Below are 17,152 nucleotides of genomic sequence, written 5' to 3'. Positions count from 1 at the left end.
GAAGTCAACGGTGCCGGAACAACGGCATATCAAAGGGCTGGAAAATGTCTGAAAATACGCCGGAAGAAGAAAACAGCGTCGACGAAAACGGCAATCCGCTGGTTCCGAAACAGGGACTGGGGTCCAGGATCAGATATTATTTCCTGACCGGCCTGGTCGTTGCCGCCCCGATCAGCATTACCGTCTATCTGGCCTGGGCCTTCATCAACACCATTGACCGCAACGTCACCCCGCTGATCCCCAAGGCCTATAACCCGGAGACCTACCTGCCGTTCGGCATCCCCGGACTTGGCCTGGTTGTGGTGGTGGTGTTCCTGACCGTCCTTGGCGCCCTGACGGCGAACCTGTTTGGCCGCGCCCTGATCCGCATGGGCGAGCGCATCCTTAATCGCATGCCCATTATCCGCAGTGTTTACAATACGATAAAGCAGATTTTCGAGACGGTGGTGACGCAAAATACCGGCTCCTTCAAGGATGTGGTGCTGGTGGAATATCCCCGTCGCGGCCTGTGGGCGATCGCCTTTGTCACCAGTGAAAACAAAGGCGAGGTTCAGGAACGGCTGGAAAACAATATCATCAATGTGTTCCTGCCGACGACCCCGAATCCCACCTCCGGCTTCCTGCTGTTCGTGCCGAAAAAGGATCTGATCTACCTGGACATGACCACCGACGAAGGGGTCAAATATGTGATTTCCGCCGGACTGGTGGACCCCCAAAACGGCAAAGACCAGCCCGAAGACCTGAAAAGACGGGCCCGCCCGGTGCGCGGTTCCCGCATTACCGAATGGGCTGATGGAGAACCGGACGAGGACAAAGAATCATCCTGATCTCAGGTATCTGATTCCCTCATCCTGCTCCATCAGATAGAGCAATACCCTGAGCGCCTGCCCCCGGTCAGTTTTCAGCTCGCGATCGGTCTGCAGAATCAGTTTGGCATCATCCCGGGCCATGGGAATCAGGTCGCTGTGGAATTCCAGCGACGCCACCTTGAAGTCAGGCATGCCGGACTGACGTGTGCCAAGTAACTCGCCGGCGCCACGCAGGCGCAGGTCCTCCTCGGCAATCCGGAACCCGTCTTCGGTCTCGCGCATGATCTTCATGCGCGCCCGGGCATTTTCACTGCCAAGATGGCCATAGAGCAGCAGACATACCGACTGGCCGCTGCCGCGCCCGACCCGGCCCCGGAGTTGATGCAGTTGCGCCAGCCCGAAACGTTCCGCATGCTCGATCACCATCACGGTCGCTTCCGGTACATTGACGCCCACTTCAATCACCGTGGTGGCGACCAGCACATCCAGAGCGCCGCCGGCAAAGGCGGCCATGACCTTGTCCTTTTCCGGGCCTTTCATTTTGCCGTGCACCAGCCCGACCCGGCCCGGGAAAATCTGGTCCAGCTGGCGAAAGCGCTCCTCTGCCGCTGCCAGGTCCGACTTTTCCGATTCCTCCACCAGTGGGCAGATCCAGTAGATCCGTGCCCCGCCCTCCAACGGGCGCTGGAGGGAGCGGACCACTTCGTCAAGGCGATTAAGGGAAATGGTTCGGGTATCCACCGGCAGGCGCCCCGGCGGCTTTTCCGTCAGGCGCGAAACATCCATGTCGCCATAGGCGGTGAGCGTCAGCGTGCGCGGGATCGGCGTTGCCGTCATCGCCAGCATGTCCATGCCCTGCCCCGACGTGCCCTTGGCAGCCACCGCCAGACGTTGCTCAACGCCGAAGCGGTGCTGTTCGTCAATCACCGCCAGCGCCAGGTCATGATAGACCACATCCTTCTGGAACAGGGCATGGGTGCCAACCAGGATGTCGATCTCCCCCGCCGCCAGATCGGCCAGCAGCCTCTCCCGCGCCTTACCCTTGTCGCGGCCGGTCAGCACTTCGATACGGATATCCAGCCCCTCACTCATTTCCGTGAGGCTGTCATAATGCTGCCGGGCCAATATCTCGGTCGGCGCCAGCAGGGCCGCCTGGGCGCCCGACTGCACCGCCGCCAGCATGGCGACCATCGCCACCACGGTCTTGCCGCTGCCCACATCGCCCTGCAGCAGGCGCATCATGGAGTGGGGACTGGCGAGATCGGTGTTGATCTCGGCGATACATTCCTGTTGCGAGTTGGTCAGCCGGTAAGGCAGTTTTTCAATCAGCTTCTCAACCAGCGGCCCTTCGGTCTTGAGAGCCCGGCCTTTTTTCCTTTTTTCCTGGCGGCGGATCAGGGCCAGCGCCAACTGGTTGGCGAGGAATTCGTCATAGGCCAGTCGCCGGCGGGTCTTGCACGACGGGTCCACATCGCCGGGAGCCTCCGGATGATGAAGGGCCATCAGGGCCGCGCGCCAGTCGGGCCAGCCTTCGCGTTTTTTCAGCGCAGGATCGAGCCATTCCGGAAGTTCCACCGTGCGCTCGAGCGCCGCCCTGACAATGCGGCCCATCACCCGGCCGCTGATCCCGGCGGTGAGCGGATAGACCGGTTCGATGGCCGGGATTTCGTCGCGCTTGTTCGGGGCCACCATATAGTCGGGGTGGGTCATCTGCAGCTGGCCATTGAAAATCTCCGCCTTACCGCTGATCACGCGCTTTTCGCCTTCCGGCAGCTGGCGCAGCAGATAGTCGCCCTTGGCATGGAAAAACACCAGCTGCATCTGGGCGGTATCGTCATGGCACCAGACCCGGTATGGCCGTTTGGTGCGCGGCGGCGGCGCGTCGTGGCTGCCGATTTCCACCTCCACCGTGACCATCTGTTCATGGCGGATGTCACCCAGCTTGGGGGAGTTTCGCCGGTCGATGATATCGACCGGAAAATGCCAGCACAGATCCAGCACCCGGCGGCCGACCACTTTTTCCAGCAACTGAGCGATGCGCCCGCCCACGCCGGGCAGGCTCACGGTTTCAGCAAAAAAGGGGTAAAGAATCTCCGGACGCATGGTTTTGTTGTTTTATTTTCCTGTCGATATCCTGTAGACAAGGATAAACATAGCCGAACTCCGCGGGATAGCAAAAACAGAATCCCGAAATGGACAGAAAAGATCATGAGCAGACTTGACGCACCGGGTTTTAACGAACCGGAAATTGACAAAAGTGAAAGCATCGAGATCCGCCGCAAGCGCCTCAAGTTCAGGAGCTGGCATCGCGGCATCAAGGAAGCTGACCTTCTGCTGGGCAATTTCGCCGATAGTCATCTTGATGACCTCAATGCGGCTCAGCTTGATATTTATGAAGACCTGCTCCGCGAAGCGGACAGCGACCTGGTGGCCTGGATCACCTCCGACCGGGAGCCGCCGGAGCACCTTAACCACGAGATCATGCAGCTTCTCAGAGGCATGGATTACCTCAAGATCGTAAAGTGACTATCCTCGACCAGTTCATCGACGCCGAAGTGCCCCTTCTGATCGCAAAAACGCCGGAAGGCATGGATGCGCTGTTCCTGGCGCGCACCATCGAGGAAACCGACCGGCAGATCTTCCTGCATATCGCCCGGGACGATACCCGGCTCGCCAATATGGCGGAACTGATCGGCTATTTTGCGCCGGAAATTGAAATCCTCACCTTCCCGGCCTGGGACTGCCTGCCTTACGACAGGGTCTCGCCCAATCATGAAATCGTTGCCGAACGGATGATGACGCTGAGCCGGCTCGCGCGGCTGGAGAGCGCACCGGCGGGACAAAAGATCCTGGTCCTCACCTCTGTCAATGCAGCGAGCCAGCGCCTGCCGGAACGGCGCATCATGCGGGACAGCTCCTTTGTCATCACCCCCGGCAGCCTGCTGGATATCGACAAGCTTACCGCCTTCCTGAGCCTCAACGGTTACAGCCGCGCCAGCTCGGTGATGGAGCATGGCGACTTTGCCGTGCGCGGCGGGCTGGTGGATATTTTCCCGCCCGGCTTTGAAAATCCGGTCCGCATCGACCTGTTTGGCGATGAAGTGGATGTGATCCGGGAATTTGACGCTCTCTCGCAGCGCTCCGGCGACAAGGTGGAGCGGGTGGCGCTGGTGCCCATGAGCGAGGTGTTCCTGGACGAGGCCTCGATCCGTCATTTCCGCGCCCGCTATGTGGCTGAATTCGGCACCGTACTGGATGACGACCCGCTCTACGATGCGGTGACTGAAGGCCGCAAGCACCAGGGGATGGAACACTGGCTGCCGCTGTTCCACGAAAAGCTGGAAACCCTGTTCGATTACCTGCCCGACTGTCCCATGACCCTGGACCATCTGGGCGTGGAAGCGGTCGATGATCGCCTCAAGGCGGTGCAGGATTATTACCAAGCCCGGCACAGCGACTGGAAAAGCCGCCCCGCCGGCAGCCAGACCGCCAGTGTCTATAAACCGCTGCCCCCGGCGCTGCTGTATCTGGGTGCGGAGGAATGGCAGGCCCTCAGCGAAGACCACTGCATCCACCGCTTCTCCCCCTATGCCTCGCCGCCGGGTGTGGACCACCTGGACCTGAAAGGCAAAATCGGCCGGGATTTCGCCCCGGAACGCAATAACCGGGACATCAATATCTATGACGCCCTGCGCCAGCATGCGGTGTCGCTGATCCAGAATGAAAAGAAAGTCCTGATCGCCAGCTATAGCGTCGGCGCCCGCGACCGTCTGTCCGGCGTGCTCAAGGACCATGATATGGGCCGGCACCGGCTGCTGGATGACTGGGTCGATGTGGAAAAATTACCCGGGGACGCCCTCGGCCTGATCATCCTGCCGCTGGAACACGGGTTTGAGACAGATGATCTGGCAATCGTCGCCGAACAGGATATCCTCGGTGACCGGTTGATCCGCAAGGCGCGCCGCTCGCGCAAGGCGGAAAATTTCCTGACCGAGGCCTCGGCGCTGACCCCCGGCGACCTGGTCATTCATATGGATCACGGCGTCGGCCGCTATGAGGGGCTCAAGACCCTGGAGGTGGGCGGCGCGGCCCATGACTGCGTCATGCTGACCTATCACGGCGGCGACAAGCTTTATGTGCCGGTGGAAAATATCGAGGTGCTAAGCCGCTATTCCTCCGAAGGCACCGAGGCCCAGCTCGACAAGCTGGGCGGCACCGCCTGGCAGGGCAAGAAGGCCCGGCTCAAGAAAAAGCTGCTGGAAATGGCCGATGAACTGATCAGGCTCGCCGCCGAGCGCGAGCTGCGCAAGGGCGCAACCATCACCCCGCCGGAGGGACTGTATGAGGAATTCTGCGCCCGCTTCCCCTATAACGAGACCGACGACCAGTTGCGCGCCATCCAGGATGTGATTGACGACCTGGGCTCCGGCCGCCCCATGGACCGGCTGGTGTGTGGCGATGTGGGCTTCGGCAAGACCGAGGTGGCGCTCCGCGCCGCCTTTATCGCCGCCATGAGCGGTTTCCAGGTGGCGATTGTCGCCCCCACCACCCTGCTTGCCCGCCAGCATTACAAGAATTTCAGCGAACGATTCCGCGGCCTGCCGGTCCGGATCGGCCACCTGTCGCGGCTGGTGCCGTCAAAGGAACAGAAGCTGACCCGGGAAGAGCTGCAGAAAGGCACCTGCGAGATCGTCATCGGCACCCATGCCCTGCTCGGCAAGAATATCCAGTTCCGCAACCTGGGACTCCTGATCATTGACGAGGAACAGCATTTCGGCGTCGCCCACAAAGAACGGCTGAAAAAGCTGCGCCAGGACGTGCATGTGCTGACCCTGACCGCGACGCCAATCCCGCGCACCCTGCAGATGGCCATGAGTGGTATGCGCGGCCTGAGCCTGATCGCCACTCCGCCGGTCGACCGCCTCGCGGTGCGCACCTTTATTTTGCCCATGGACAGCCTGGTGGTGCGCGAAGCGCTGCTTCGGGAGCATTACCGCGGCGGCCAGAGCTTCTATGTCTGCCCGCGCATCGCCGACCTCAGGGAAATTGCCGATTTCCTCAAAGAGCATGTGCCGGAAGTGAAATTCGTCGTCGCTCACGGCCAGATGCCGCCAGCCGAGATCGAGGACATCATGCATGCCTTTTATGAAGGCAAATATGATGTGCTGCTGAGCACCACCATCGTCGAATCCGGCCTCGACATTCCGACCGCCAATACCATGATCATCCACAGGGCCGATATGTTTGGCCTGGCTCAGCTGTATCAACTCCGGGGCCGGGTTGGCCGCTCCAAGATCAGGGCCTATGCTTACCTGACCCTGCCACCGCGGCGTATCCCCACCGCCAATGCGGAAAAACGGCTACAGGTGCTGCAGGCGCTGGATACGCTCGGCGCCGGCTTCACCATTGCCAGCCATGACATGGACATCCGCGGCGCCGGCAACCTGCTGGGCGAGGAACAGTCGGGCCATATCAAGGAAGTGGGGCTCGAGCTCTACCAGCAGATGCTGGAGGAAGCGGTGGCCCAGGCCAAAGGTGGCGCCGCCGAGGCCGAGGACCACAGCTGGTCGCCGCAGATCAATGTGGGCGCCGCCGTGCTGATCCCGGAAAAATATATCCCGGACCTGAACCTGCGCATGTCGCTCTATCGCCGGCTGGCGGAGCTCACCGACAAGCAGGACATCGACGCCTTCGGCGCGGAACTGATTGACCGCTTCGGCCCCCTGCCCGAGGAAGTGGAGCATCTGCTCCAGGTGATCCTGATCAAGCATTACTGCCGCGAGGCCGGGGTCGAGAAGATCGAGACCGGGCCCAAGGGTGCAATCCTCAGTTTCCGGGGTGATAAATTCGCCAACCCGGCAGGCCTGATCGACTTTATTTCCAACCAGACCGCCGTGGCCAAACTGCGGCCCGATCACAAACTGGTTTATGTGCGCAAATGGAGCAAGATCGAAAGCCGGCTCAAGGGCTCCCTCAACCTGGCCCGGGCCCTGGCTAAAGTCGCAAAGGGCTGATTTTTCACGACTTTTCCCATTGCCTAAAATTAACCCTATTCCTTAAATGATTTTTAAACCCCCTGTGCGACTCTGTAGGCAGGGAAAAGGGGTTTTCCTGACAACGGCAAACCGGCGGCGACGCCGGGACGCAAAACCACCGGTCCCCAGAACAGGGGACAGCGGAGTTACCAAGGGAACACGGATGAACAACGCTATCAATACAAGTCTTTCCGGACTTCTGGCGTCCACATCAAAGCTCAATGTTGCAGCCAGCAACATTGTCAATTCCCGTAATACCTCCACCCCCAAAGGCACTTTTGCCGCCAACCCCTCCGCCGCCGCGCTGGTCAACAAGGCCTATACGCCGCTGAAACACGAGCAAAGCAGCAACAAATACGGCGGGGTGATGAGCTATAATATCCCGGTCAATCCGGCCAGCCTCACCGCCTATGCCCCGGACGATCCGGTGGCCAACGAAGACGGTTATGTGGCGATCCCCAATGTGAATGAATTCGTCGAAGTCGGGGAAATGATCAAGGCCACCAACGCCTACAAGGCCAACGCCCAGGTACTGTCAACCCTGGCCGAAATCGAAGAAGATTTCCTGGATCAGTTCAAGGATTGATCAGCCCTGGTCCGTTGCTATCCCAACAACCCGGACCAAACCTGAAATCACCATATTGTAGCACAATAATAATTCCAGTATTTCCCCCAACCTCTTGTTCCAAATTCGAAAAATGATGTAAACTATTGCATAAGCAAGGGTTTGTTTACTATTGTCCGCTATATTAAGCATAAATTGTGAGGATGGTCCTTGGGCAGGCTTAAAGATTTAAATAATATAGTACAAGAGTTAAACAACATGGCGAGCGTTAACAACACTCTCGATGGGGAAGTTACTGGTCTAATCAAACTGGCCCACGAAAAATCAATCTCCGGACGCAGTGAGCTTTTCGAATCTATTGCAGACCTTCTGGAACGGCGTCATGATGACCTGTCCGGTAAAGAAGTTTCCCTGATGACAGAAATCCTGGGCACTCTTTTCCATCATGTGGAAATGGAAGTGCGCAAGAAGCTCGCCGAACGGCTGGCCACCCGCATGGACACATCCGTGGACCTGATTATCCTGCTGGCCAATGACGAAATTGAAGTGGCGCGCCCGGTTCTTATGCTGAGCAAGCTTCTTGACGACAAAAACCTGATCAAGATCATCCGCCATAAGACCATCCAGCATCAGCTCAGCATCACCGCCCGCAAGCATTTGTCCTCGGGCGTCTGCCGCGAACTGATCACCACCGGCAATGACCGGGTTGTGGTGTCCCTGCTGTCCAACAAAGATGCCAATATCGACAATGAAACCCTGGCGGGTCTGGTCGAACAGTCCCGGAACCGGGAAGAAATTCAGGCGCCGCTGATCAACCGCGAGGATCTCCCGCGCGAACTTTGCGCCCAGATGTATCAGTGGGTGTCGGATTCCCTGAAAGAAATTATCCTGGATACCCATTCCATGTCGGTCGAGGATATCAACGATATCGTCAGCGGCACCCTGAGGGAAATCGAGACTGAGGACGAGAAACGCGCGGGACTACTTAGCGCCGAAGAGAACCTGATCGAGAAACTGAGCAAGGCCGGCAAGCTGGGCCCGGCTTTCCTGATGAAATCGCTGAGCCAGGGGCAGGTCTCCCTGTTCGAGGCGGGTTTTGCCAAACTGGCCAATATTCCGAAGGACATCATGTCCTCCATCCTTTATGACCGGGGGTCGGAAGCGCTCGCCATTGCCTGCCGGGCGATCAATATCGACCGCAGCGTCTTTCTCACCATCTACCGGATGACGCGGGAAGCGCGCGACATGGAAACCAAGCTGAGCCAGGAAGAAATCGACCGCGCCTATGACCGCTTCAACAACATGGAGCCCCGGCGCGCCCAGTTGACACTGCACAGCTGGGTCCAGGACGCCAGCAAATCCCCGCTGTTCTGACAGTTCACCCATTCTTGAATGGATTATTCGGTTTTATCTGTTTATAAAAGTCTGAAGAGATAACAGATTACTGGATACCCAATGATCGATCCGTTCGGACGGCATATCACTTATTTGCGCCTATCGGTCACCGACAGGTGTGATTTCCGGTGCCAGTACTGCATGGCGGAAAATATGCAGTTCCTGCCCAAATCCGATGTGCTCAGCCTCGAGGAACTGGAAATCCTCTGCACGGCCTTCATTGCCAACGGCGTTAAAAAGATCAGGCTGACCGGCGGTGAACCGCTGGTCCGCAAAAACATGATGTCGCTGATCGACAACCTGGGCCAGTATGTGAAGGACAACATCATTGAGGAGTTGACCCTGACCACAAACGGCAGCCAGTTGGCAAAATATGCCAGCGGCCTCTATGAGGCCGGCGTGCGCCGGATCAATGTCTCCGTCGATACCCTGGATGAAGCCAAGTTCCGCCATATTACCCGCTGGGGCAACCTGGACCAGGTCCTGCACGGCATCCGCGCGGCCCAGGACGCCGGCCTTGCCATCAAGATCAACATGGTGGCGTTGAAAGGCATCAATGACGATGAAATCGGACAGATGCTGGACTGGTGCGTGCGCAACCAGATGGACCTGACCCTGATCGAGACCATGCCGCTGGGGGAAATCGACGTCAACCGACACGAACAATATCTGTCCCTGCAACAGGTCCGGGAACAGCTGGCCGACAGTTGGGAGCTGGCGGAAAGCGACTACCGCACCGGCGGCCCGGCCCGCTATTATTCCGTCGGCAGCAGCGGCAGGAAACTGGGCATGATCACCCCCATGAGCCATAATTTCTGCGACAGCTGCAACCGGATCCGCGTGACCTGTACCGGCCAGCTTTTCATGTGCCTGGGGCATGAGGACAATATTGACCTGCGCGAGGTTTTGCGGAATCATCAGGGAGACCGGCAGGCCGTGGAACAAGCCATAATTTCTGCGATCTCCAAAAAGCCGGAACGGCATTATTTCACTATTGATCCGGAACACAACCGGCCGACCCTGCAACGTCACATGAGTATGACCGGCGGATAATATGAGTAAAAATAACAATATGAAGCTCGCCTTGGTAAACAGCGACACGGAGAATGCCATCTCCTCTGCAGAGAAGCTCAGGGAATTTTATGATTTTGTCCCGGTTGAAGAGGCCGATGTCATCGTCGCCCTCGGCGGTGACGGCTATATGCTGCACCTGATGCATGACCTGCTGCACAATGACACGCCCATCTTCGGCATGAACTGCGGCACGGTCGGCTTCCTGATGAATAAATTTGGCGTGGGCAATCTTGCCAAGCGGATCAGGCAGGCGGAATCCTATTGTTTCCATCCCCTGAAAATGACCGCCGTGACCACCTCCGGCGAATGCCATACAGGGCTGGCGATCAACGAAGTATCGCTTCTTCGCGAAACCCGGCAAACCGCCAAGATCAGGATATTCGTCGACGGCAAGGAGCGCCTCGACGAACTGGTGTGTGACGGCGTTCTGGTGGCGACCCCCGCCGGCAGCACCGCTTATAATCTTTCCGCCCACGGCCCGATTATCCCGCTTGGCTCCGATGTGGTGGCGTTGACCCCCATCAGCGCGTTCCGGCCCCGCCGCTGGCGCGGCGCGCTGTTGCCGCAAAAGGCAACCATCCGGTTCGAAATCATTCATCCGGAAAAACGGCCAGTCAGTGCTGTGGCCGATATCCAGGAAGTCCGGGATGTGGCCGAAGTCACTGTCGAACAGGATCAATCCATCGAAATCACACTGTTATTCGACAAGGAACATACCTTGGAGGAGCGCATCCTCAACGAACAATTCATCAACTGAGGGGAAGGATAATAAAGTGACACCGACGGGCAAACCAAAGATTGTCACACCACCCAATATCCTGCTCGAGAAAATGGGCGGCAAGATTGGCGGTATCGACTGGCAGGCCATTGAACGCGCCAACTGCTCCGTGGAAGGAGTTAAAAAGAAAGTCGCCGACAACATGCTGCGGGACCTCAAAAAACTGGATCGGGCGCTGCAGGATTATCTGACGGCCTTTCCCGTCGCAACCCCCGAAGAGACGGACCTTTACAACGCTGCCTTTGAGACCAAGGGAGTGGCCGGCACCATTGGCTTTGAATTGATTGGAAAAATCTGTGCGTCGATTTGCGACATGCTGGAAAAATGCAGCCAGGACCATGAAGGTTTCATCCCCGGCCTCAGCGCCCATGTCCAGGCCATCCAGATCACATTGACCAGCGATGATATGGACGAAAACAGCGCCCTCAACCGGGAACTTCTGTCCGGACTCGCAAAAGTGATTGAAAAAATGGCCTGCTGAACGGCGGGCGGAACCTTAGTTCCGCGCAACGATCGGCAGGATCACGGTAAATTCAGATCCTTCATTCACCACGCTGTGCAGCTGGATATCGCCCCCCATCTGCTGCGCGAGGTGACGGGAAATATGCAGGCCGAGGCCGGTGCCTTCTTCCTTGCGGGAATAGATATTGTCGGTCGCCTGGTGGAATTTTTCGAACACCAGCTCCTGCTGGCTCTCGGGAATACCAATGCCGGTGTCCCAGACTGTCACTGCCACATGACCGCGGTCCAGTTTGCGGACGCGAATACCGACTTCACCATATTCCGGGGTGAATTTCACGGCATTGCTGAGCAGGTTCACAAAAATCTGCGTTGCCCGGCGTTCATCCACATTGACGATATAATCCTGGCTGATCTTGACGTTGCTGGTATCAAGATATTTGCTGTTGGCGCGCAGGATGGTCAGGTTGAGGGCCTTCTCGATAATCTCCGCCAGCGAGGTCGGCGTTACTTCCAGGGACAGCTTGCCGCTTTCCAGCACCGCCACATCAAGCACATCATTGATCAGTTCCAGCAGGTGTTTGCCCGCATTCATGATATCCGTGCTGTAGGAAATATACTGCGGATTGAGGTCGCCGAAGACCTCCATGTTCATGGCTTCGGCAAAGCCGATAATCGCATTCAACGGTGTGCGCAGTTCATGGCTCATGGCCGCCAGGAATTCGCTCTTTGCATTGAGTGACGCTTCGGCCTGGGCAGACGCCATATCAAGCTGGATATTCTTGTTGGTGAGCTCTTCCAGGGTATTTTCCAGGGATTTCTGAACCGCCAGCGTCTCAAGGCGCGCCTTGTAATTGACCGTTACATCCATGCCGGCGCCACGATAGCCCTGGAAGGCCCCTGTTTCGCCGTCAAACAGCGGCACGCCGCTGAGATGGACATAAATCGGTTCACCGTCCTGTCCCTCCATCAGCAGGAGATAGTCGCGGAACGGTTTGTACAGGTCCATAAAATCGTCGCAGATGATTTCCTCACCATCCACATCCTTTTTCAGGATGCCAACCTGTTCGAACCGCTTGCCCTTCATCATGAAAGCCGGCAGGCCGGTCAGGGAGGTCAGGCGTTCGGAAACAAAGGTGATCCTGTAATCCCGGTCAACTTCCCAATACCAGTCGGATGTAGCCCGGGCAAAGTCGCGGAACCGCTGTTGCATGAGGCCTTCGCTGCGTTCCTGCTTTTTCTGTTCCGTAAAGTCCACATAGGTTCCGCCCACCGCGATCACAAAACCCTGATCGTCACAGATCGGAAAGTGGCGGGATTTGTAGTGACGAAGTTCCTTGCTGACCAGGATCTGTTCCTCGGAGACCACAGTCTGGCGAGTCAGTTGTACTTCATTGAGAATGGCGATCAGGCTGGACGGCAGCGCCTTGCCTTCCTTTTCCTCATCCAGGCTTCCTGAAATCGTGCAGCTGCTGACGAGTTCCCGATAGCCGTCGTTCACATAAACCAGTTCCCCTTCAACAGAGGCCACATAGAGCGGCACACTGTCATCGATATTCATCCGGTCGACCAGTGTTTTCACCTGGGCCAGAAGCGGGGAAGACCCGGATTTCGATTTCGCCCGTTTGCCGCGGCGCATGGATTCCAGTGTTTCCAGCGGAACGATTGTCCGGCTTGTTGCTGATCCCCTCATACCGCTCTCCCCTGCCTCGCGATAAAATTCCGATTTTCCGTGCATAGCTTATATAGCCTCTTTCATATCTGTCAGAGCGTCCTGGTAGCCCAGGTCGCGCTGCCAATGTCTTACCGCCGCCCGCGCATTGGCGGCCTTGATATCGTTATACATGGTAAGAATTGACTTCAGCAGACTGGTCGCCCTGGCCTTTCCGCCGGAACGGGTCTGCATGACCAATAGAAACAACGAGGTGAATTCCTCTTTACTAAGCCCGATAGATTTTGCAATGACAGCCAGGCTTTCTCCGGTTCTTTCTCTGAAAGCCCGCCAGACTATTTTTACACTGAGGCCCGCAATCTGGGAAAGTCCGGCAACTGCCAGATTTACTTTCTCCTGCCTGAGGGCCTGAAGAACAAAGGTCGTATTAAGTTTGTTTTCATCATCCAGCTTGCGGACGAGCTTCAGCGCCTTATCCATGACGCTGTCTTCCTCCTCGGCCTGCTGGATAGAATGTTTGGTCGCCATTTCTATGGCGTCATCCAGAAGTGTTTCATCCACTTCGAATTCCTTGATGATGCGCCGGCGCAGAGCCGCAGACACCCACCAGTACATCCGGAAAGCAAGCCCCGGCGGCAGGTCCTGGCGGCTAAGCAGCGGTTCCTGGAACCTGTCCAGGCTTTTCGATTCTGCCACCAGATATTCCATAGAGGCTTCTGATATTTCGGCACTGCTGTTGTTGATCAGTGCCTCGACAACATCCTCGCTGCCATGTTCAATCAGTTCATCGCTAACCTCTGCGGACACATCCTCGCGAATGGCGATGGCCAGGCGATGGGCATCGGTCCGGTTCCGGATCACCTCGATCAGTTGCGCGTCCTGCAACAGTTTGTTTTTTTCCAGCACAGGACGGGCGATCTCGATTTTGTCGTTGGCGAGCATGCCCACCAGTTCACCGGACAAGTCCATGGAATCGGCCAGCCTTCTGGCCAGCTCCCTGCGGATATGCTGTTCGACGTTGAGGATGAGCTTGGAAAGAATGTCATTCATGAGAGCACGTTCGTGCTCATTCAGTCGGCCCCCGGGAGTCAAAAAGAGGTCAGTAATATTTTCCACAAGCTCATTGCGTGCAGATACTGACTTGTCGGCTGCGAGCCTGATCAGTTCGTCAGCCTTATACCCCTTATCAAGTGCGCCCATAGTGGTTTAGTTACCTACGCTTCCTGTTTTCCGTTTATCCGACTTTACCGGCGCTTTGCATCCGGCTTTGGTGTATCTTGTTATTCTACAGTCCAGTTCGTTAACAAAGCCTAAAAGCCTGTTCTAAAGAAAATCCAATAAATGCCTGTAATTCATCATTTTCTTCCCGAAATCCGACAAATAAAAATATAAGAATTTCCCGGCATTTTAAAGCTTCAGTCGAGTTTTGGGACGGATTAACCGTATATTTTTACGATTTATGTCCGAAAATGGCGAGTTTTCCGACCGTGTTATGCTAGATTTCACCTATGAACACGAGAAACACTCCAAACCCACTCGACCGGGACCAATGTTATCAGGCTCTCCTGAGTCGGGACAAGAGTTACGACGGCAGATTTTTCACCGCCGTCCTGACCACCGGGATATTCTGTCGCCCGGTTTGTCCGGCCAAAACGCCGAAAAAGGAAAACTGCACCTTCCTGCCCAGCGCTGCCGCAGCCCTGGCCGCAGGGTTCCGCCCCTGCCTCAGATGCCGGCCGGAAGTCTCCCCCGACCTGCCTGCGTGGCAAGGATCGGCAAGTACGGTTTCCCGGGCGTTGCGCCTGATCAATGAAGGCGCCCTGAATGAAGGATCGGTGGAGGATCTGGCCGACCGGGTGGGGCTTGGCGGCCGCCACCTGCGCCGGCTGTTCGAGCAATATCTCGGAGCTTCGCCAAAAGAGATCGCCGACACCCGCAGGCTGTTGTTTGCCAAACAACTGATCACGGAGACCAGCCTGCCCCTGACAGAAGTCGCCCTGGCGGCGGGATTTAACAGTTTGCGCCGGTTTAATGACGCTTTCCTGAAAAGCTACCAGCGGGCGCCGCGCGACTTCCGTCGCCGCAGTGTGACTGATGCCGGAGGCCCCGACGGCGGCCTGCAACTCACGCTTCGCTATACGCCGCCCTACAGCTGGTTCTGGACCAGAAATTATTTCAGAACCCGGGCCCTCAGGAACGTCGAGCTGGTTTCTGACCATCGGTACCAGAGAAGCTTTGAACTGAATGGACGCGGTGGCTACCTGATCGTCGAACACCTGCCGGACCAATCGGCATTCCGAGTGGATATCGTCTATCCTGAACTCTCGGCCCTGGCCGTGATTGTCAGCCGCGTTCGCCAGATGCTTGACCTGGATTGCAATATGCAAAGCATCAACCAGAGCCTGAAACAGGATGGCCGACTACTTGGCCCTGTCCGGGAAAATCCGGGCATCAGGATTCCGGGATGCTGGGACCCCTTTGAACTGGCCATCCGGGCGATTCTCGGTCAGCAGGTCAGCGTTGAAGGCGGCACCACCCTCGCCAGCCGCTTGGTGCGCAAGCTGGGACGACCGCTCGCCGGGGCCCCCGAAGGACTTTCGCTCCTGTTTCCCCGGCCTGAGGATATTGCCGCCGCCGACCTGTCCGATATCGGCATTCCCCGGAGCCGTCAGGAATTGCTCAAAAGCTTCTCGGCCAGGGTTATGAAGGACCCGGATTTCCTGCGCCGCCCCGCGCAGCTGGAGGATGTGGTCCAGAACCTGTGCGCTCTCAAGGGGATTGGTCCCTGGACGGCCAACTATATCGCCATGCGGGGGCTCCGCGAGCCGGACGCCTTCCCCGTCAATGACCTGGGCCTGATCAAGGCCCTGGGCCTGGAACAAAACAGCAAATCCAGCCTGGGCATGCTGCAAATCGCGGAAAAATGGCGCCCGTTCCGGGGCTATGCCACCATGTATCTCTGGTCTTCACTTCACAAGGATTTCGCCGATGACTGACCTCACCATTGACCATATCGAAAGCCCGGTCGGCAGGATCTTTGCCGTCAGTCACGGGACCAGGATCTGCGCCCTTGATTTCGAGAGTTATGAGGAGCGAATGCATCGTTTGTTGTCAAAAAGATATGGGGACTACACCCTGACCAAGCAGAAAAATCCCTCTCTCCGGTGCAAGCTGGAAAGCTATTTTTCCGGCCGGACAGACAGCCTGGATGATATCGACGTGGAAATGCAGGGAACGCCGTTCCAGGTCAAAGTATGGCAGGCGCTGCGCACCATTCCCGCCGGGCAAACCTGGACCTACGCGCAACTGGCCCGGGCCGTCGGCAATGAAAAGGCGGTACGGGCGGTCGGCACTGCCAACGGCCAAAACCCGGTTGCCATTATCGTCCCCTGCCACCGGGTCATCGGCAGCGACGGCACCCTCACCGGCTATGCCGGCGGTGTGGAGCGGAAGCAACGCCTTCTGGAACTGGAAGGCCTCAGCCTGCCTGCCCGATAAGGTCACGGACATGTCCGGCGATCTCGGACAGCAGTTTCTTGCGCACTGAACTTTTGCGATAAAACAATGCGATAGTCCGGCTTGGCACATCGCCGGTAAAAGGCAGATAGACGACCCCCTCCTGCTCGCGTACGGCAAACTCCGGCATCAGGGTCATGCCCACACTCGCAGCCACCATCTGGCGCAGGGTTTCCAGGCTGGTGGCGCGAAACTCGGTATTTTCCCGCGCCCCCACCAGAGTGCAAACCTTCAGCGCCTGGGTCCGCAGGCAATGCCCTTCCTCCAGCAGCAACAGGCTTTCGTTGCGGATGTCATTAAAGGATACGGACGTGTGCCCGGCAAGCCTGTGATCGGCAGGAAGCGCCAGCAGAAACTCTTCGGTAAACAGCTCTTCGGAGTCCAGTTGTTCCTCCTCCACCGGGATGGCCAGCATGGCAGCCTCAACTTCCCCCGCCTTGATTTTCTCGACCAGAACCTCGGTCTTCTCCTCCACCAGGTAGAGGGCCAGCGCCGGAAAATGCTGATGCAGAGCCGGTATGACTTTCGGCAGCAGATAAGGCGCCAAGGTCGGAAAGGCGCCAAGCAGGATTTTACCGGCAAGGGGATCCCGGAAGCTGTCGGCAATCTCGCGAATATTTTCCGCCTCCTGCAGGACTACCCGCGCCCGGGCGACAATCTGGCGCCCTGCTTCCGTAATCATGACGGTCTTGTTGGTGCGCTCAAACAGGGGCACGCCAAGGAAGTCCTCCAGCTTCCGGATTTGCATACTCAGCGCCGGCTGGCTAACATGGCAGACTTCTGCAGCCCGGCCAAAATGGCCATTGTCCGCCACCGCAACAAGATAGTTCAGGTCCCGCAGGTTCATAT

Annotated in this window: 14 protein-coding genes and 1 riboswitch; of the genes, 10 read left to right on the top strand and 4 right to left on the bottom strand. The window is 57.5% G+C overall.

Annotated elements, in window-relative coordinates; all coding sequences use genetic code 11:
* Positions 1-44 precede the first annotated feature (44 nt).
* Positions 45-827 (top strand): DUF502 domain-containing protein, encoded by a 783-nt coding sequence (locus tag FIV46_RS00515; protein WP_139937848.1) that lies wholly within the window; start codon positions 45-47, stop codon positions 825-827.
* Here the strand turns inward: FIV46_RS00515 and recG are convergent.
* Positions 819-2,912 (bottom strand): ATP-dependent DNA helicase RecG, encoded by a 2,094-nt coding sequence (recG, locus tag FIV46_RS00510; protein WP_139937847.1) that lies wholly within the window; start codon positions 2,910-2,912, stop codon positions 819-821. The genes FIV46_RS00515 and recG overlap by 9 nt on opposite strands.
* A gap of 105 nt (positions 2,913-3,017) precedes the next feature.
* Here recG and FIV46_RS00505 point away from each other — a divergent pair, with 105 nt between their 5' ends.
* The 7 genes from FIV46_RS00505 to FIV46_RS00475 all read left to right on the top strand — a co-directional run bounded on the left by FIV46_RS00505 (position 3,018) and on the right by FIV46_RS00475 (position 11,137).
* Positions 3,018-3,335 (top strand): succinate dehydrogenase assembly factor 2, encoded by a 318-nt coding sequence (locus FIV46_RS00505; RefSeq protein WP_139937846.1) that lies wholly within the window; start codon positions 3,018-3,020, stop codon positions 3,333-3,335.
* Between the two features lie 2 nt (positions 3,336-3,337).
* Positions 3,338-6,823: a transcription-repair coupling factor gene (gene mfd / locus FIV46_RS00500; RefSeq protein ID WP_379956113.1), complete on the top strand. Its 3,486-nt coding sequence runs from the start codon at positions 3,338-3,340 to the stop codon at positions 6,821-6,823.
* A 95-nt stretch (positions 6,824-6,918) separates the two neighbouring features.
* A riboswitch (cyclic di-GMP riboswitch) is annotated at positions 6,919-6,998 on the top strand.
* Positions 6,999-7,007: 9 nt separating this feature from the next.
* Positions 7,008-7,430: a flagellar basal body rod protein FlgC gene (locus FIV46_RS00495; RefSeq protein ID WP_139937845.1), complete on the top strand. Its 423-nt coding sequence runs from the start codon at positions 7,008-7,010 to the stop codon at positions 7,428-7,430.
* Between the two features lie 237 nt (positions 7,431-7,667).
* Positions 7,668-8,783, top strand: coding sequence for a DUF2336 domain-containing protein (locus tag FIV46_RS00490; protein WP_139937844.1), 1,116 nt, complete (start codon positions 7,668-7,670; stop codon positions 8,781-8,783).
* Between the two features lie 81 nt (positions 8,784-8,864).
* On the top strand, positions 8,865-9,857 hold the full coding sequence (gene moaA / locus FIV46_RS00485) for a GTP 3',8-cyclase MoaA (RefSeq protein WP_139937843.1): 993 nt from the start codon (positions 8,865-8,867) through the stop codon (positions 9,855-9,857).
* A 1-nt stretch (position 9,858) separates the two neighbouring features.
* On the top strand, positions 9,859-10,635 hold the full coding sequence (locus FIV46_RS00480) for an NAD kinase (protein WP_219845808.1): 777 nt from the start codon (positions 9,859-9,861) through the stop codon (positions 10,633-10,635).
* Between the two features lie 16 nt (positions 10,636-10,651).
* On the top strand, positions 10,652-11,137 hold the full coding sequence (locus FIV46_RS00475) for a hypothetical protein (protein WP_139937842.1): 486 nt from the start codon (positions 10,652-10,654) through the stop codon (positions 11,135-11,137).
* Between the two features lie 15 nt (positions 11,138-11,152).
* Here the strand turns inward: FIV46_RS00475 and FIV46_RS00470 are convergent, their stop codons facing one another.
* Positions 11,153-12,808, bottom strand: coding sequence for a sensor histidine kinase (locus FIV46_RS00470; protein WP_181162990.1), 1,656 nt, complete (start codon positions 12,806-12,808; stop codon positions 11,153-11,155).
* 48 nt (positions 12,809-12,856) lie between these two features.
* Positions 12,857-13,987: a DUF2336 domain-containing protein gene (locus FIV46_RS00465; protein ID WP_139937840.1), complete on the bottom strand. Its 1,131-nt coding sequence runs from the start codon at positions 13,985-13,987 to the stop codon at positions 12,857-12,859.
* Positions 13,988-14,295: 308 nt separating this feature from the next.
* Here FIV46_RS00465 and FIV46_RS00460 point away from each other — a divergent pair, with 308 nt between their 5' ends.
* Positions 14,296-15,783, top strand: coding sequence for a DNA-3-methyladenine glycosylase 2 family protein (locus FIV46_RS00460; protein WP_139937839.1), 1,488 nt, complete (start codon positions 14,296-14,298; stop codon positions 15,781-15,783).
* Positions 15,776-16,285: a methylated-DNA--[protein]-cysteine S-methyltransferase gene (locus FIV46_RS00455; protein ID WP_139937838.1), complete on the top strand. Its 510-nt coding sequence runs from the start codon at positions 15,776-15,778 to the stop codon at positions 16,283-16,285. The genes FIV46_RS00460 and FIV46_RS00455 overlap by 8 nt, the downstream gene beginning before the upstream one ends.
* Here FIV46_RS00455 and FIV46_RS00450 read toward each other — a convergent pair.
* Positions 16,266-17,150, bottom strand: coding sequence for a LysR substrate-binding domain-containing protein (locus FIV46_RS00450; RefSeq protein ID WP_139937837.1), 885 nt, complete (start codon positions 17,148-17,150; stop codon positions 16,266-16,268). The genes FIV46_RS00455 and FIV46_RS00450 overlap by 20 nt on opposite strands.
* Positions 17,151-17,152: the final 2 nt, after the last annotated feature.

The organism is Emcibacter nanhaiensis, assembly GCF_006385175.1.
Lineage (GTDB): Bacteria > Pseudomonadota > Alphaproteobacteria > Sphingomonadales > Emcibacteraceae > Emcibacter > Emcibacter nanhaiensis.
This window is presented reverse-complemented; position numbering and strand designations above follow the sequence as displayed.

What these genes read in the sequence shown, in the direction of transcription:
- FIV46_RS00505 (WP_139937846.1), top strand. Translation starts at nt 3,018, where the DNA reads ATGAGCAGACTTGACGCACCGGGTTTTAACGAACCGGAAATTGACAAA.
- FIV46_RS00450 (WP_139937837.1), bottom strand. Translation starts at nt 17,150, where the DNA reads ATGAACCTGCGGGACCTGAACTATCTTGTTGCGGTGGCGGACAATGGC.
- FIV46_RS00515 (WP_139937848.1), top strand. Translation starts at nt 45, where the DNA reads ATGTCTGAAAATACGCCGGAAGAAGAAAACAGCGTCGACGAAAACGGC.
- FIV46_RS00460 (WP_139937839.1), top strand. Translation starts at nt 14,296, where the DNA reads ATGAACACGAGAAACACTCCAAACCCACTCGACCGGGACCAATGTTAT.
- FIV46_RS00455 (WP_139937838.1), top strand. Translation starts at nt 15,776, where the DNA reads ATGACTGACCTCACCATTGACCATATCGAAAGCCCGGTCGGCAGGATC.
- FIV46_RS00490 (WP_139937844.1), top strand. Translation starts at nt 7,668, where the DNA reads ATGGCGAGCGTTAACAACACTCTCGATGGGGAAGTTACTGGTCTAATC.
- moaA (WP_139937843.1), top strand. Translation starts at nt 8,865, where the DNA reads ATGATCGATCCGTTCGGACGGCATATCACTTATTTGCGCCTATCGGTC.
- FIV46_RS00470 (WP_181162990.1), bottom strand. Translation starts at nt 12,808, where the DNA reads ATGAGGGGATCAGCAACAAGCCGGACAATCGTTCCGCTGGAAACACTG.
- recG (WP_139937847.1), bottom strand. Translation starts at nt 2,912, where the DNA reads ATGCGTCCGGAGATTCTTTACCCCTTTTTTGCTGAAACCGTGAGCCTG.
- FIV46_RS00495 (WP_139937845.1), top strand. Translation starts at nt 7,008, where the DNA reads ATGAACAACGCTATCAATACAAGTCTTTCCGGACTTCTGGCGTCCACA.
- FIV46_RS00465 (WP_139937840.1), bottom strand. Translation starts at nt 13,987, where the DNA reads ATGGGCGCACTTGATAAGGGGTATAAGGCTGACGAACTGATCAGGCTC.
- FIV46_RS00480 (WP_219845808.1), top strand. Translation starts at nt 9,859, where the DNA reads ATGAGTAAAAATAACAATATGAAGCTCGCCTTGGTAAACAGCGACACG.